The sequence below is a fragment of the Streptomyces sp. KL109B genome (genome assembly GCF_030766935.1).
Taxonomy (GTDB): Bacteria; Actinomycetota; Actinomycetes; order Streptomycetales; family Streptomycetaceae; genus Streptomyces.
Map to the genome: position 1 here is coordinate 151581 of NZ_JASERL010000014.1, position 14693 is coordinate 166273.

Annotated in this window: 12 protein-coding genes; 1 reads left to right on the forward strand and 11 read right to left on the reverse strand. The window is 72.4% G+C overall.

What is annotated here, in order from left to right; translation table 11 throughout:
- Nucleotides 1-76 precede the first annotated feature (76 nt).
- The 8 genes from RBJ65_RS35525 to RBJ65_RS35560 all read right to left on the reverse strand — a co-directional run bounded on the left by RBJ65_RS35525 (nt 77) and on the right by RBJ65_RS35560 (nt 8460).
- A complete protein-coding gene (locus RBJ65_RS35525; RefSeq protein ID WP_306319540.1) occupies nt 77-1651 on the reverse strand; it encodes a CdaR family transcriptional regulator in 1575 nt (524 codons plus the stop codon).
- Nucleotides 1648-2727 (reverse strand): DUF917 domain-containing protein, encoded by a 1080-nt coding sequence (locus RBJ65_RS35530; RefSeq protein WP_306319541.1) that lies wholly within the window; start codon nt 2725-2727, stop codon nt 1648-1650. The genes RBJ65_RS35525 and RBJ65_RS35530 overlap by 4 nt, the downstream gene beginning before the upstream one ends.
- Before the next feature lie 109 nt (nt 2728-2836).
- Complete coding sequence (locus RBJ65_RS35535) at nt 2837-3937, reverse strand: DUF917 domain-containing protein (protein WP_306319542.1); 1101 nt, start codon at nt 3935-3937, stop codon at nt 2837-2839.
- Between the two features lie 39 nt (nt 3938-3976).
- On the reverse strand, nt 3977-5530 hold the full coding sequence (locus tag RBJ65_RS35540; protein WP_306319543.1) for a hydantoinase/oxoprolinase family protein: 1554 nt from the start codon (nt 5528-5530) through the stop codon (nt 3977-3979).
- Nucleotides 5531-5542: 12 nt separating this feature from the next.
- The gene (locus tag RBJ65_RS35545; protein WP_306319544.1) at nt 5543-6970 is read right to left on the reverse strand and encodes a cytosine permease; all 1428 of its coding nucleotides are present in this window, start codon (nt 6968-6970) and stop codon (nt 5543-5545) included.
- A gap of 147 nt (nt 6971-7117) precedes the next feature.
- Nucleotides 7118-7609 carry a TIGR03086 family metal-binding protein gene (locus RBJ65_RS35550; RefSeq protein ID WP_306319647.1) on the reverse strand — a complete coding sequence of 164 codons (492 nt, stop codon included), beginning with the start codon at nt 7607-7609 and terminating at the stop codon, nt 7118-7120.
- A gap of 66 nt (nt 7610-7675) precedes the next feature.
- On the reverse strand, nt 7676-7960 hold the full coding sequence (locus RBJ65_RS35555) for a cupin domain-containing protein (RefSeq protein WP_306319545.1): 285 nt from the start codon (nt 7958-7960) through the stop codon (nt 7676-7678).
- 62 nt (nt 7961-8022) lie between these two features.
- A complete protein-coding gene (locus RBJ65_RS35560) occupies nt 8023-8460 on the reverse strand; it encodes a VOC family protein (protein ID WP_306319546.1) in 438 nt (145 codons plus the stop codon).
- 181 nt (nt 8461-8641) lie between these two features.
- Between RBJ65_RS35560 and RBJ65_RS35565 the strand changes: the two genes are divergently transcribed.
- The gene (locus RBJ65_RS35565) at nt 8642-11212 is read left to right on the forward strand and encodes a beta-L-arabinofuranosidase domain-containing protein (RefSeq protein WP_306319547.1); all 2571 of its coding nucleotides are present in this window, start codon (nt 8642-8644) and stop codon (nt 11210-11212) included.
- A gap of 63 nt (nt 11213-11275) precedes the next feature.
- Here RBJ65_RS35565 and RBJ65_RS35570 read toward each other — a convergent pair whose 3' ends face one another.
- The 3 genes from RBJ65_RS35570 to RBJ65_RS35580 are packed head-to-tail and all read right to left on the reverse strand — an operon-like array spanning nt 11276 to nt 14660.
- Nucleotides 11276-12727, reverse strand: a complete 1452-nt coding sequence (locus tag RBJ65_RS35570; protein ID WP_306319548.1) for a sodium:solute symporter — start codon at nt 12725-12727, stop codon at nt 11276-11278.
- Nucleotides 12724-12984: a DUF3311 domain-containing protein gene (locus tag RBJ65_RS35575; RefSeq protein ID WP_306319549.1), complete on the reverse strand. Its 261-nt coding sequence runs from the start codon at nt 12982-12984 to the stop codon at nt 12724-12726. Before RBJ65_RS35575 ends, RBJ65_RS35570 begins: the two co-directional genes overlap by 4 nt.
- Nucleotides 12981-14660 (reverse strand): amidohydrolase, encoded by a 1680-nt coding sequence (locus RBJ65_RS35580; protein ID WP_306319550.1) that lies wholly within the window; start codon nt 14658-14660, stop codon nt 12981-12983. The genes RBJ65_RS35575 and RBJ65_RS35580 overlap by 4 nt, the downstream gene beginning before the upstream one ends.
- Nucleotides 14661-14693: the final 33 nt, after the last annotated feature.

Here is a 14693-nt window from a genome sequence, read left to right on the forward strand (position 1 = left end):
CGGTACGAACACGTTAGACAGCCACTAGGTCAGATCGTGACCTATATCGTCCCGCATCGTGGCCTGCGTTCCCATGTCATCCGTCCATCGCCGTCCGGCACGCCAGGTGCAGCGCCAGGCGCTCGTCCGGATCCGCGAGGTCGACGCTCAACAGCTGCTGTACGCGGGCGATCCGCGCCGCGACCGTGTTGCGGTGCACGCCGAGGACGGCGGCGGTCTCGGCCGTGGAGGACTCGGCGTCGAGGTACGCGGTGAGGGTGTGCACCAGGTCGCCGGGTTCGCCGGACAGCGGGGCGAGGAGGGAGCGGGCCGCGGGCTGGAAGGTGTCGGTGCGGGTCCAGGCGAGGAGGAGTTGGGCGAGGCCGAGGCGGTCGACGTGGAAGAACCGGCCGCTCGCCTCCCGGCCCTGCGCGAGCCGCGCCGCGTCGGCCGCCTCGCCGAGGCTGCGGGCGATGCCGGTCGGACCGGGGTGGGCGCGGCCCACCCCGACGTACGCGTGCAGCACCTCGGGCAGCCGGCGCTGCACGCGGCGCACCGCTGCGGCGTGCTGCTCGATGCCGCTGGTCGAGGGCTCCTGGTCGGCGCTGGTCCAGGCGGACCAGCCGTCGCCCTGCTCGACGACCTGCGCGGCGAGCGACTCCGCCGCGAACGCGTCCGTGACCTCGGCGCGCAGGCCCGCCACGTCGACGTCGGGTCCGGTGCCGATGCGGATGCCGGTGTGCCAGCCGTCGAGGCGCCAGCCGAACTCGACCGCGTGCCGGCGCACCGCGTCCGGGATCTCGCCGCCCGCCGGGCGCAGCAACTCGCCGAGCAGGGAGGTGCGGTGGCGGGCGCTGCGTTCCAGGTCGAGGCGGCGCAGCGCGAGGCGTTCCCGTACGGCGCCGGACGCCACATCGAGCGCCGCCGCCACCGCGTCGGCCTCCGGGGCGAGCCGGGCGGGCAGGCGGACGGCGAGGCGGGGGCGGACGCGCTCCGTGCCGACGGGATGGGTGATCAGGCGGGCGCCGCCGGGGAGGTCGAGGGGGCGGGGGAGCGGGGGTCCCGTCAACTGGTGGGCCACTGTGTGCTGTTCGGCGCCGGTCACGGTGGCCGGGTCGCCCGCGAGGTGTCGGGCGTCGGCGGTGATGAGGGCGATCGGGCGGTGCAGCAGTGCGCCGAGATCGGCGAGCAACGCGTCCACGGTGCCGTCCGCGCGGGCACACACCTGAGCGGTGCGCAGGGTCGAATCGGCGCGCAGCAGGGCCGGTTCGGCGGTCGTCCGCTCCAGGGCGAGGTACGCGGCGAGCGGGTCGGGGGAGCCGAGGACGGGCAGCCGCAGGCGGTCGGCGAGCAGCGTCGACGAGGTGCGCAGAGGTGTCACCTCGGGGATCAGCAGCGCCGCGACGGATGCGCTGTGCGCGCGGCGCAGCAGGGCGTCCAGCCGCCAGTCGCCGCGGTCGGCGCCGCCGAGGAGGACGAGGAGCCGGCCGGCGCGATCCTCGGGCGGTGAGTGGGTCAAGTCCTGTGCGGCTACGGGGTGGTGGACGGGGCGGTCGTCCCGGGGGCCCGCGAGGAGGGTGACGTCGTGCCAGGTGGGGTGGGCGAGCATGGCGGAGAGCGGGACGCCGCCGGGGGTGTGGGAGGAGGTGCCGGTGGGGGGTGTGCCGGTCATCGGGCGACCGCCTCGGAGTCGACGGCCTCCGTGTCGAGGCCGAACGCCCGTGGTGACACATGCGGCCGAGTGCCGGGGTCGCGCCAGAATTCCGGGCCCGGAAGGGTCGCCGCGATGACCTCCTGGCCGGGGCGGATCCGGTCGATGGCCACGGGGAGCGCCGTGCGGCGGTCGAGGAGGCAGATCACGTCGGGGACGGTCGCGGTGACCTCGCCGTCGGACAGGGCGAGCAGGATCTCGTTCTCCGTCTCCAGGCGGACGACGGCGCCGGACGCCGCGTCCACCACCGTTATGCTGCCGCGGCCGAAACCGGGGGCCTCGCTGCGGGCGACCTCACGGATCCGGCCCGCCGCGAGCACCCGGCAGCCGAGTGCCGCCGCGACGTCGGCCCTGGCCGGGCGGGGCGGGAGGGTGGCGTGGGCGCGGCCGATGCCCAGGGCGCGGGTGAGGGAGCCGTGCACGCACGCGTCGCGCACCGCGCCGAGGCGGACCGGGGCGAGGGCGAGTGCCGCCCAGCCGCCCGCGCCCGCCAGGAAGGCGCGCACCGTGCGTTCCAGGCCGCGGGCGTCCGTGCGGTCCACGACCAGGATCTGGCCGCCCGGTTCGGCCAGGGCGCAGGGGGTGACCGGGAGGCCGCGCACCGCCCAGCTGAGCTGGTCGAGGCGGGGCAGGGCGCGGCCCATCAGGTCGACGTCGATGACCGGGAGGCCGAGGTCGAGCGCGGCGAGCAGCACCGTGAGGGCGTTGGGGCCACCGGCCTCCGCGGCCATCAGGGCGTCGGGGGTGGGGCCTCCCGTCCAGCGGGTCACCGCGGTGATGGCCTCGCGGAACTCGTGGCCGTTCGGGAGTTTCTCGCTCAGTACGTTGACGGCGCCGACGACGCCGACCGGGACGACGACGGGGTCGGTGGGGTGGGGTGTGTGGTCGGCGTCGTGCCAGGTGACGGTGCCGGTCGGGCCGAGGGTGTGGCGGAGCATCGACGCGAAGGACGCGGCGTCGCCGCCTCCGCCGCAGCCGAGGACGTTGACGCCGGTGACGAGGGTGGGGACGTCGGCCGTGGTGATCGTTTGTGGCACGCCGCCGATTCTCGCAGCGCCACCTTCCCCCTGCGCCTCGGGGCTCCGCCCCGGACCCCGCTGCTCAATCGCCGCAGGGGCTTGAATATGGTCACCCGCCGCCGAAGCCCTATTGCGGCAGGCGGTCCTCCAGCGGCTGGAAGGTGTACGGGAGGGCGAAGCAGGATGGGCCGAAGACCCGCAGGGCTTCCGGGGTGCGCATGATGGCGGGGGCCGCGATGCCGATGACCGTGACGCGTTGGCCGTAGCGGAGCGCTTCCGTGGTGATGGGTTCGCCGGTGTCCGCTTCCAGGACGCAGATCAGGTCCGGGACGACGCAGATGGGCTCGCCGTCGAGGACTGCCGCCAAGTGTTCGTTCTGGAAGCGGAGTTCGAGGGCCGAGTCGCCCTCGAACGCGGCGAACGTGGCGCGGCCGCGGGCGAAGCCGCCCTCCGTGCGGCGTTCCACGTCGGTGACCTTGCCGTGGAACAGGACGCGCAGGTGACCGTAGATCGTGCCGCCCACCGCCTCGCCGAGCGCCTCGACCGGGTCCCGGTGCGCCTCGCGCGCCTCGCGGACCGCCCGGCCGAGCGACAGGGCGAGGGAGAGCGTGCGGGGGACCGCGGTGCGCTTGAGCTGGGCGCCCGTCATCGAGTACTCGGCGATGGCCGCGCCGCCGCCGAGGCCGACCGTGGCGCGGCGCGCCAGGTCCTCCAGGCGCTTGGTGTCCGCGCCGGTGTCGAAGACACACGTCTCGCCGTGTTCGCCGGCCATCGCGAGGGGCGAGGCCGGGATCCCGTACACGTGGAAGGTCTCCATCTGGAGTTCGGGGAAGGCGCGGCCCATGCCGTCCGCGTCGACGACGGGGAGGCCGGTGCGGGCCGCGACGATCAGCGGGATGAGGGAGTTGCTGCCGCCGCACTCGATGGGCATCGTCGCGTCCGCCGTGCGGCCCGTGAGGCGTTCCAGGGCGCGTAGCGCCGCCACTGGCTCGTCGGCGCCGGGCAGCTTCTCGACCATCACGGTCGGCGCGCCCATGTTCGCGACCGGGATCACGAACGCGTCGTCCGCCACCTCGTCCGGGTCGAGGACGGTCACCGGACCGTGCTCGCGCATCGCCTCCCGCACCAGGAGGCGCCCGATGGTGGGGTCGCCGCCGCCTCCGGTGCCGAGGATCGCGGCGCCGCGCGCCAGGTCGTCCAGCTCATCGAGGCCCAGGGTCCAGCTCATGTGTTCGTACCTCTTCTTACGTAGGTGGGGTGCGGCGGATCAGTCGACCTGCTGCAGGTCGCCCACGGCCTTGCAGCGGATCCGGGTGGCGTTGCCCGGCAGGTACGGGACGGGGACCTCGTCGAACTCGACGATCCGGACGCCCGAGGGGTTGGCGCCCGCGGCGACGGCCCGGTCGACCGCCTCCTGTCGCGCCTCGTCGAGCACCGCCTCGCGGCGCCCCGCGTCGATCGCGTAGACCCGGTCGACCTCGCCGCCGACCTGCGCGATGGCCGCCCCGATCGCGTTCGCGACCGCGAAGTGGTCGGGGCGGTGGACCGTGCCGGACTCGGGGAGGGTGTCGGGCAGCAGCACCGAACCGCCGCCGACCGCGACCACGGGAAGCGGCTCCGGGGACGTGCGCATCGACTCCACCGCCCGCGCCACGTCCGCGGCGATCGTGTCCAGCGCCTCCTTCACCACGCGCGCGTCCAGGTGTGCCACCGCCGAGCGGTCGCCGATGTCCGTGAGACCCGCCGCCACGGCCACGTCCGTGGCGGTCAGCGTCGAGCCGCCGAACACGAGGGCCTCGTCCGTGAGCCGGTAGCCGACCGAGCGCGGGCCGACCGTGACCCGGCCGCCGTCGTCGACGACCAGCGAGCCGCCGCCGATGCCGATGCTGTGCACGTCCGGCATCCGGAAGTTGGTGCGCACCCCCGCCACGTCCACGGCCGTCCCCGCCTCGCGCGGGAAGCCCTGCGTGAGGACGCCGATGTCGCTGGTCGTGCCGCCGACGTCGACGACCGCGCAGGTGTCGAGCCCGGACAGGACGGCCGCGCCGCGCATCGAGTTCGTCGGGCCCGACGCGAATGTGGCGACCGGGTAGCGGCGGGCGTACTCCAGGTCCATGAGCGTGCCGTCGTTCTGGCTCAGATACAGCGGCGCCGTGATGCCGAAGCCGGCGACCGCGCCCGCCAGGCCGTCGACGATTCCGGCGGCCAGCTCCCGCAGCGCCGCGTTCACGGCCGTCGCGTTCTCCCGCTCCAACAGGCCGATGCGGCCGATCTCGTGGGACAGGGACAGCGCCACGTCCGGGCCGAGCTCCGTGCGCAGGATCTCGGCGGCCCGCACCTCGAACTCGTCGCTCACAGGCGAGAACACCGACGAGATGGCCACCGACCTGACGCCGTGCGCGGCCATGTCGGCGGCGTGCCGACGCAGCTCGTCCTCGTCCAGGTCGGCGATCTTCCGGCCGTCGAACTCGTGCCCGCCGTGCGCCAGATACGGCCGCCCGGCCACCGCCCGCGTCAGCCGCTCCGGCCAGTCCACGAACGGGGGCAGCGCCGACGTCGCGGGCAGGCCGAGGCGCAGCGCCGCCGTCGGGGCGAGGCCGCGGGCCTCGACGAGCGCGTTGAGGAAGTGAGTGGTGCCGATCATCACGGCGCCGACCGCCGCCGGGTCGAAGGGGTGCTGCGCGCGCAGCGCCTCGAGCGCGGACACGATGCCGGACGTGACGTCCTGGCTGGTCGCCGACTTGGTGGTGGCGAGCACCCGGGGTCCTTCGAGCAGGACGGCGTCGGTGTTGGTGCCGCCGACATCGATTCCGATACGCACGGAAGTCTCTCCTTAGCGGGAGGCGCCGCTGGGGGCGGCGGGAACGTGAGGGGTGGTGGTCGTGGTCGGGGAGGCGGGGGAGCCGTCGCCTTCGAGGGCGACGGCGGTCCCATCGGACACCCCGGCACCGGCTCCCGTGTCGCGGGACACACCGACGCCGCGCACCAGGCCGAGCCGGCCCAAGGCGACGTACGCGAGGAACGCGAAGACGACCGAGTTGATGCTGGGCAGGCCCCAGTGGACGAACTCGCCGACGCAGAACGCGAGCACCCACACGACGATCGTCGCCGGGACCCAGGTCGGCGCCGTCGCGGGCAGCGCGCCCGCGGCCCGGGAGGACTCCAGTTCGCCGCGCCACCGCTTGACCACGAAGTACTCGGCGATCATCACGCCCGCGATGGGCGGGAAGGCGACGCCGAGCAGCGTCAGGAAGTCGGCGAACCGGTCGAGGATGCCCGCCGCCGCGAGGAGGCTGCCGACGACGCCGAGCACGACGGTGACGGTGGCCCGGTTCACCTTGCGGCCGAAGACGGACTCGATGAAGTTCACGACGCCGAGGCCCGAGCTGTACAGATTCCAGTCGTTGATCTTCAGCGCGCCCATGATGACGACGAGCGTGCCGACCCAGCCCACCGAGGACACCGCGATCGCGGTCACGTCGGCGGACCGGGTGGCGTGTGCGAGCAGCACACCGGCGAGCCCGACGACGTACTCACCGAGCGAGATGCCCACCACGGTCTGCTTGACGACGTCGGAGGTGGAGCGGTTGAAGCGGGTCATGTCGGGCGTGATGATGGCGCCCGCGATGGCGCCGCCCGCGACGAGGGTCGTGCCCTGGACGAGCGAGAGCTGCGGGCCCGGCGGCGCGGAGGCGACCAGGCCCCCGATGTCGTAGCGCACCAGCTCGTGCACCGTGGACCAGCCCACGAGCAGCAGGAACGCGGGCACGGTCACGTACGCCGCCCACTTCATGGAGCCGAAGCCCCACAGCACGACGGCCGTCACGCCGAGCCCGAACAGGACCGACCAGACCGGCGCGGGGAACACCCCGACGAGACCGGCGAGCGCGTCCGCGGATATCGCCGACTGGATGCCGAACCAGCCGATGAGGCTGAGCGCGATCGCGAGCCCGATGAGCGAGGAACCGACGCGGCCGAAGCCGGTCCAGCGCGCCAGCACGGACGTCGGAAGCCCCTCCCGTACGCCGATGATCCCCACGAAGATCGAGAGCACCTCGACGATCACCGAGCCGAGGGTGAGCGCCCAGAACGCCGTCCAGAAGTCCATCCCGAAGCCCAGCGTCGCGCCGAGCACGAACTGGCTGAGCCCCGAGATCTGCCCGAACCGCTGCACGGCTACGGACCACCAGCTGTAACGGGCGGCATCGGGCACTCTGGTCAGGGCGTGATCGTCGACCCCGACGGCGCGTGCGGCGGCCATCGAACCTCCAAAGCGACTGCGGTTGCCCGCACGCTACGGCGGCCGCCGGGGAGGTGGGTTGGGCCGAGTGCACTGTGGGGTGGAGGTGGCTGTGCAGGGTGCACGGTGAGGATTCGGGGTGTGCCGGTGGCGCATGCCGTGGTGTGTCTACGGGTGGCGGCCCGTGCAGCCCACGATCCGGTCGATCAGTGGCGCGTCGGAAGGTGTCCCGACCGGCGGGCCCCAGAGTTCCGGCAGCGGTGCCTGGTCCACGAATCCGGAGACATGGTCGTAGCAGGCGCGCAAGGTGTCATCGGGCAGGTCGAAGCCCTGGCCGGTCGCCTTCGCGAGGTCCCAGGCGTGCACCACCATCTCGGTGAGCGCGACTTTGCCCCAGGTGCCGTTCGGCAGCACGAACCCGGGCCCTTCCGTCTCGCCCTCCCACGCCTCCGGGTCGTCCCAGGCGTCGCCGAGCGCCCGCACACTCTTCGCCGTGTTCACCCGCCAGTCACCGGACGCCTCGGGCGCGGGCGCCTCCCTGCGGTGGGCGAGGCGAGCTGGTCGTCGGTCACGGCGGCCAGTACGTCGATCATCCGGTCGCAGGCGGGCTTCAGGTCGATCACGGAAACTCCTCCGGTGAGCCGTAGGTGGCTGACACAGGGGAGACCGCCGCCGGAAGGGGAACTCATCGGCCCCGCGGCCCGGGACCGGCTCGCCTTCCGGCGGTTACTTGCGCTCCACCTCCACGAAGGCCAGCGGCGCCGAGCCCGCGTTGACGACCTCGTGCTCGCTGCCCGCCGAGCGCGCGTAGGAGCGGCCCGAGCGGAGCTCGTTGCGCGTGACCGTGCCGTCGGGGGTGATGACATCGGTCTCGCCGTCCGTGACGGGGACGACGACGTAGTCGTACGCGTGGGTGTGACGGCCGGTGCTCTGGCCCGGCTCGAAGTCCCAGCGGGTGACCCGGGTGTTCTCGTCCTCGTGCTGCACGGTGGCGCGGGCGGTGGTGGTCATGTCCGTGTTCGCTTTCGTCGGGTGCCGCGGCAGGGACCGCCGCGGCTCGCAGGCTAGCCGGATCACACCGTGAACAGCTGGTCCGGGTCGGCGAACGCCTTGAACTCCAGGGCGTTGCCCGCCGGATCCAGGAAGAACATCGTCCACTGTTCGCCGGGTTCGCCCTGGAAGCGTACGTAGGGCTCGATCACGAAGTCCGTGCCCGCGGCGGTGAGGCGTTCGGCGAGGCGCTGGAACTCGGGCACCGGGAGCACGAGGCCGAAGTGCGGTACCGGCACCTCGTGCCCGTCGACCGGATTGGTGCCCGCGACGGCCTCGCGCCCGGCGCGGGGTGTGCCGTCGCCGACCTGGTGGGTGACGACCTGGTGGCCGCCGAAGTTCCAGTCGATCCACCGGGTGTCCGAGCGTCCTTCGGCGAAGCCGAGCACCTTGCCGTAGAAGTCGCGGGCGGCCGCGAGGTCGTCGACCGGGATGGCGAGGTGGAAGGGGGCGAGGGGCATCGCTGACTCCTTGCGCGGTCGGTGAGTCGGGTGTGAGGGGCGGGTGGCGTGATCCCTGTCCGCGGCAATGGGCCGGTATGCACGGGGTGTTGACCATGGTGTGCGCCGAGCCTAATCTTCGCGTCCGGAGTTACGTTCACTGTCCGAAATCGCGAACAATGAGACGCGCGAGGAGAACGACGTGAGCCGCACCGAGAGACCCGACCGACGGACGTTCATCGCCGTCGCCGCCACCGGGGCCGCAGCCGCCGCGCTGCCCATCGGCCTGGGGACGGCGGCGTACGCGGGCCCCGCGCCGGGATCCGATTCCGCTCCCCGAGCCACCACCGCCACCGCCACCGCCGCCGGCGCCGTCGAGCCCTTCCCCCTCGACGCCGTCGCCCTGCTGCCCGGCGCCTTCCGCGACAACCAGGCCCGCAACACCGCCTACCTCCACTTCGTCGACATCGACCGACTGCTGCACACCTTCCGCAAGAACGTCGGCCTGCCCTCCGACGCCGAGCCCTGCGGCGGCTGGGAGGCGCCCGACGTGGAACTGCGCGGCCACAGCACGGGCCATCTGCTGTCGGGGCTCGCGCTGACGTACGCCAACACAGGTGACACCGCCGTACGTGACAAGGGGCGGGCGCTCGTCGCCGCGCTGGCGGAGTGTCAGGAGGCGTCCACCGGGGCCGGGTTCGGGAAGGGGTATCTGTCCGCGTACCCCGAGAGCTTCTTCGACCGGCTCGAAGCGGGGTCCGGGGTCTGGGCGCCGTACTACACCATCCACAAGATCATGGCGGGCCTCGTCGACCAGCACCGTCTCGCCGGGAGCGAGCAGGCCCTCGACGTGGTGCTGCGGCAGGCCGCCTGGGTGGACCGGCGGACCGGGGCGCTCAGCCACGACCAGATGCAGCGCGTGCTCCAGACGGAGTTCGGCGGCATGAACGACGTACTCGCCGACCTGCACGCCATCACGGGAGACACCAACTGGCTGAAGGTCGCCGAACGGTTCACCCACGACGTCGTCTTCGACCCGCTCGCCAAGAACGAGGACAAGCTCGCCGGACTGCACGCCAACACCCAGATACCGAAGATGGTGGGAGCGCTGCGGCTGTGGGAGGAGGGGCTCGGCGACCGCTACCGCACCATCGCCGAGAACTTCTGGCAGATCGTCACCGATCACCACACCTATGTCATCGGCGGCAACAGCAACGGCGAGGCCTTCCACGAGCCGGACGCCATCGCCGCGCAGCTCTCCAACGGCTGCTGCGAGAACTGCAACAGCTACAACATGCTCAAGCTGACCCGCCTGATGCACTTCCACGCGCCGCACCGCGTCGACCTCCTCGACTACTACGAGCGCACGCTGTTCAACCAGATGCTCGGCGAGCAGGACCCCGACTCCGCGCACGGCTTCAACATCTACTACACGGGCCTCGCGCCGGGCTCGTACAAGCAGCAGCCGTCGTTCATGGGCGAGGACCCGAAGGCGTACTCCACCGACTACGACAACTTCTCCTGCGACCACGGCTCCGGAATGGAGACACAGGCGAAGTTCGCGGAGACCGTCTTCTCGCACGACGACGAGCGGCTGCTGGTGAACCTGTTCGTGCCGGCTGAGGTCAAGTGGCGCGCGAAGGGCGTCAGTTGGCGGCAGACCACCGGGTTCCCCGACAAGGCGTCGACGACGCTCACCGTCACGGCGGGCAGGGCCGACCACGAACTGCGCGTACGGATCCCGTCGTGGACGAGCGGCGCGCGTGTCACCCTCAATGGCCGTGCCCTCAACGACCGTCCCGCGCCGGGGAGTTGGTTCGCGCTGCGCCGCCGCTGGCGGACCGGCGACCGGGTCGAGGTCACCCTCCCGATGCGGATCGCCGTCGAGCCGACGCCCGACGACCCCGACGTACAGGCCGTGCTGTACGGGCCCGTGGTGCTCGCCGGGCAGTACGGCGACCGTGCCACGATGCGGATGCCGCGCCTCGACCCGAAGTCGGTGAAGCAGACGGCGGCGGCGCCGATGGCGTTCACGGCGCGCGCCGACGACGCCGATGTCACCCTGCTGCCCATCGCCCGCACCCACCACGTGCACTACACGGCGTACTGGCTGACGGGCGAACCGCCGCCCCCGCCACCGGAGTTCGCCGCCTGGCACCGCTTCGACGAGACCTCCGGGACGACCGCCGCCGACGCCACGGGCAACGGCAGGACCGCCCAACTGATGGGCGGCGCCGCGTGGACGACCGGCGGGAAGATCGGTGGCGCCGTGGCTCTCGACGGCGGCGACGGCGGTTACGTCAAGCTGGCCGACGACGTGCTCGCGGGCGCGACCGCGTACTCCGTGGCGACGTGGGTGAGGCTCGACGGGGCGCCCCAGGCGTGGACACGTGTCTTCGACATCGGCACCGGTCCCACCGCCAACCTGTTCCTGACCCCGCGCAGCGACGCCGGAACCCTGCGCTTCGCGGTCACCGCGGGCGGCGCCGGGGCGGAGGAGCGCATCGACGTCCCCCAACTCCCCACCGGGACCTGGGTACATGTGGCGGTGACGTACGGGAACGGCACCGCCGTGCTGTACGTCGACGGCGCGGAAAAGGGCCGCAACGAACACGTCACCGCGCGGCCCGACATGTTCGGCAACCACATCCGCGCCGGATACCTCGGCAAGTCCCAGTACGCCGACCCGTATCTGAAGGGCGCGCTCGACGACTTCCGGGTCTACGGGAAGACGTTGACGGCGGCGGAGGTCGCGGCGCTCGCCGGGGCGTGAGGCTGGTGTGTGCGGCGGACCAGCGGCGAACCCGCTCCGGGTCCGCCGCACACACGGTCACGGTCAGCGCAGTGCGGCCGGTTCCTCGTCCGCCGCGACCGGCCGGGGCGCCGGCTCCGCCACCAGCGGCGGCTCCGTCGCACACGGACGGGAGCGGGCGAGCGCGCTGAGGCCGAAGGTGAGCGCGGCGTTCAACACCACCGTCACGAGGCCCGCGTTGACACCTCCCAGGTTCGGCTCCACCACGTACAGCACGAGCGAAGCGGCGACCCCCGCGATCATCCCGGTCGCCACCGCCCACGCCCGCACCCGCCGGAAGAACAGCAGCGCGAACCAGCCGGGAATGAGCTGCCCCAGCAGGTAGTACGTCAGGTTGAGCACGGTCAGCATCAGCGACGAAGCGGTCAGCGTCAGCACGGCGGCCGCGACGAGGAACACCGCGACGGCCAGCGTCGTCCACCTGCGCTGCACCTCGGGCCGCAGGTTCGGCGCGAGGTTGCGGGAGACGATGCCGCCGATCGACAGCGCCGTCACCGCGAGCACCAGCACCCCGGAGAGCCCGGCGCCGCCCGCGACCACCCCCACCAGCCAGTCCGGCAGCACATCACGGACGACGTCCATGAACACCGTGTTGGGATCGGCGACATGCTTCCCGGCCGCGTACGCGAAGTACGCCGTCGCCACCAGGAACGGGTACATCAGCATGTACGAGGGCATCCACACCGTCGACGACTTGATGGCCCGCTCGGAGCGTGCGGTGAAGATGTAGCCGGCGGAGAAGCCGAGGTAGAAGGTGACCGCCTGGAAGACGATGGTGGTCAGCGCGAACACCATCGGGCTGCCCGCCATGGTGACCTGCGCGCGCGGCACCGCCGCCGGATCGGTGACCGCCTCGATGCCACCACCCGCGACGAGCGCGGCGACACCCGCGGCCACGACACCGAGCACCATGAGGCCGTCCTTGAGGATGGACACGAACGCGGGCGACCTGACCCCGGACACGGCGACGTACAGGAACGCCATCACGCCCGCGAGGATCACCGCCTGTACGGGGGTGATGGGCAGGCCGAGCGCCGTGAGCACCACCTGCATGCCGATGAACTGGTACTGACCCCACGGCACCAGGGCCACCAACAGGGCGAGCGCGGTGATGAGTTCGAGGCTCCGGCTGCGGAAGTGCCGGCCGAACACGTCGGGGATGGTCATCGCGTCGTAGCGGACACCGGCCCGCCAGATCAGCGGCGCCACGTAGTAGCCGAGCGGATAGGCAAGGAGGATGTAGCCGAGGAACCAGACGCCGTAGCTCGCGCCCTTGGCGTAGATCCCGGCCGGGAAACCGATCATCGTGCCGATGCTGTAGACCTCGCCGACCGCGAGGAAGTACAGCAGCCACGGCGGGAACGAACGGCCACCCACCAGGTATTCGCTGATGGACACCTTGCGGATGCCGCGCCGGGCGCTGAACGCGACGAGGACGGAGGCCGCCATGACGACGAAGAAGACGGTGGCGATCACCGGGACACCTCCTCCTCCGGGCTTGTGGTGTCCTCGGGGTAGGCGTGCCGGTCCATTCGCCACGCCAGCTTCAGACACACGCTGGTCAGCGGGAACCACGCGAACACCCACAGGAACAGCAGCGGGATGCCCGCCACGTACACGTCCGTGTTCGCGAGCAGCGGCATGACCACGAGGAGGGCGAAGGACGGCACGCCGAGACCGAGCCACAGGCTGCGTGGCAGTCGGCGCGTGGGCCCGGAGGGCGGCGAACTCATCGCGGACCTCCCGGTGTTCGCTCCCACGCCACGTCGCCGCCGATGACCGTCGCCTCCACCGTCAGATCGCGCAGGCTGCGCTCCCCGCCGCCGGTCGGGTCCTCGGACAGCACCGTGACATCGGCCAGCTTGCCCGGCTCCAGCGTTCCCTTGCGGTCCTCCTCGAAGGCCAGCTTGGCGGCCTCGCTGGTGTAGGCGCGCAGTGCGGTCTCCGCGTCGACCCGCTGCTGCGGGCCGAGTTGGTGTCCGTCGCGTGTCATGCGGTCGACGGCACACCACATGCCCTCAAGGGGTGGCACGGGCACCACGGGTGTGTCCGAGTGCAGGCCGAAGGTGACACCGTGGCGGCGCGCGGACGCCAACGGGTCGATGCGGGACGCCCGTTCGGGCCCGAGGAAGCGGTCGCGGTGCCGGTCGCCCCAGTAGTAGACGTGCTTGACGAAGAACGACGCGTGCACGCCCGCCCGCGCCATGTCCGCGAGTTGGCGCTCACCCGCCATCTGGCAGTGCTCGATGCGGTGCCGCCGGTCCGCGGACTCAGGGTCGAGACCCAGCTTCTCGTACGCGTCGAGGATGGCCTGGATCGCTCCGTCGCCGTTGCCGTGCACGGCGACCTGCCAGCCCGCCTCGTGGAGGGTGGCGATGCGCCGCGACAGGTCGTCCGGCGGGAAGATCAGCAGCCCGTGCTTGTCCGGCGCGCACGCGTAGCCGTCCGAGACACACCCCGTCAGGCCCTGGATCGAGCCGTCCGCCCACATCTTGACCCCGGCCACCCGGAACTCGTCGTCCCCGAGCCCCGCGACGGCCGACTCGACCGGACTCAGCCGCCCCTCGGCCAGCTCCGGGAACAGGTCCTGCACCAGATACGCCTGGATCCGGTTGCGCAGCCGCCCGCTCAGCCGGGCCCTGCGGTAGGCGTCGAGTTCGCCGGGGCCGCCCATCAGTCCGAGCCCGGTGTCGTGCACCGTGGTGACACCCGCCGCCAGATACGCGTCGCCTGCCCGCCCGATCGCGTCGGCGAGGTCGTCCACGTCCGGGTGCGGCATGCCCGCGTACGCGGCGAACGCGGCCGTCTCCGCCAGCACCCCGGTCGGATCGCCCGACGCGTCGCGGACGATGGCACCACCGACCGGTTCCGGTGTGTCGCGTGTGATGCCGAGGCGGTCCAGGGCCGCCGAGTTGAGCACGCAGAAGTGGCCCGAGATGTGCTGCAGGCACACCGGATGGTGCGGCGACACCGGGTCCAGGTCGGTGCGGGTGGGGTGCCGGTCGTCGGCGAGGAGGGTGTCGTCGTAGCGGTAGCCGCGGATCCAGTCACCCCGCTCGGTGTGGCGCGCCGCCTGCTCGACGCGGGCCACGATGTCCGCGATCCGGTCGTTCGGCGGACTGCCCGCGTCGACCTCGGCGGCGAGCGTGAGGCCGAAGAACGTGGGGTGGTTGTGGGTCTCGATGAACCCCGGCACCGCGCACCGACCTCGCAGGTCGCGGAGTGTGGTGCCGGGGCCCGCGAGGGTCAGCACATCGGCGTCGGAGCCGACGGCGAGCACCTTCCCGTCGCGGGCCGCGAGCGCCGTGCCGGTGTGCCCGGCCGCGTCCAGGGTGCGGACGGTGCCGCCGTACAGGATCGTGTCGGCGGCGTGCAGGGGATCGGCGGGGCGGGGGAGCGGGCTCGGCACGGATGATCACCACCAGGTGTGAGGGGACAGGGG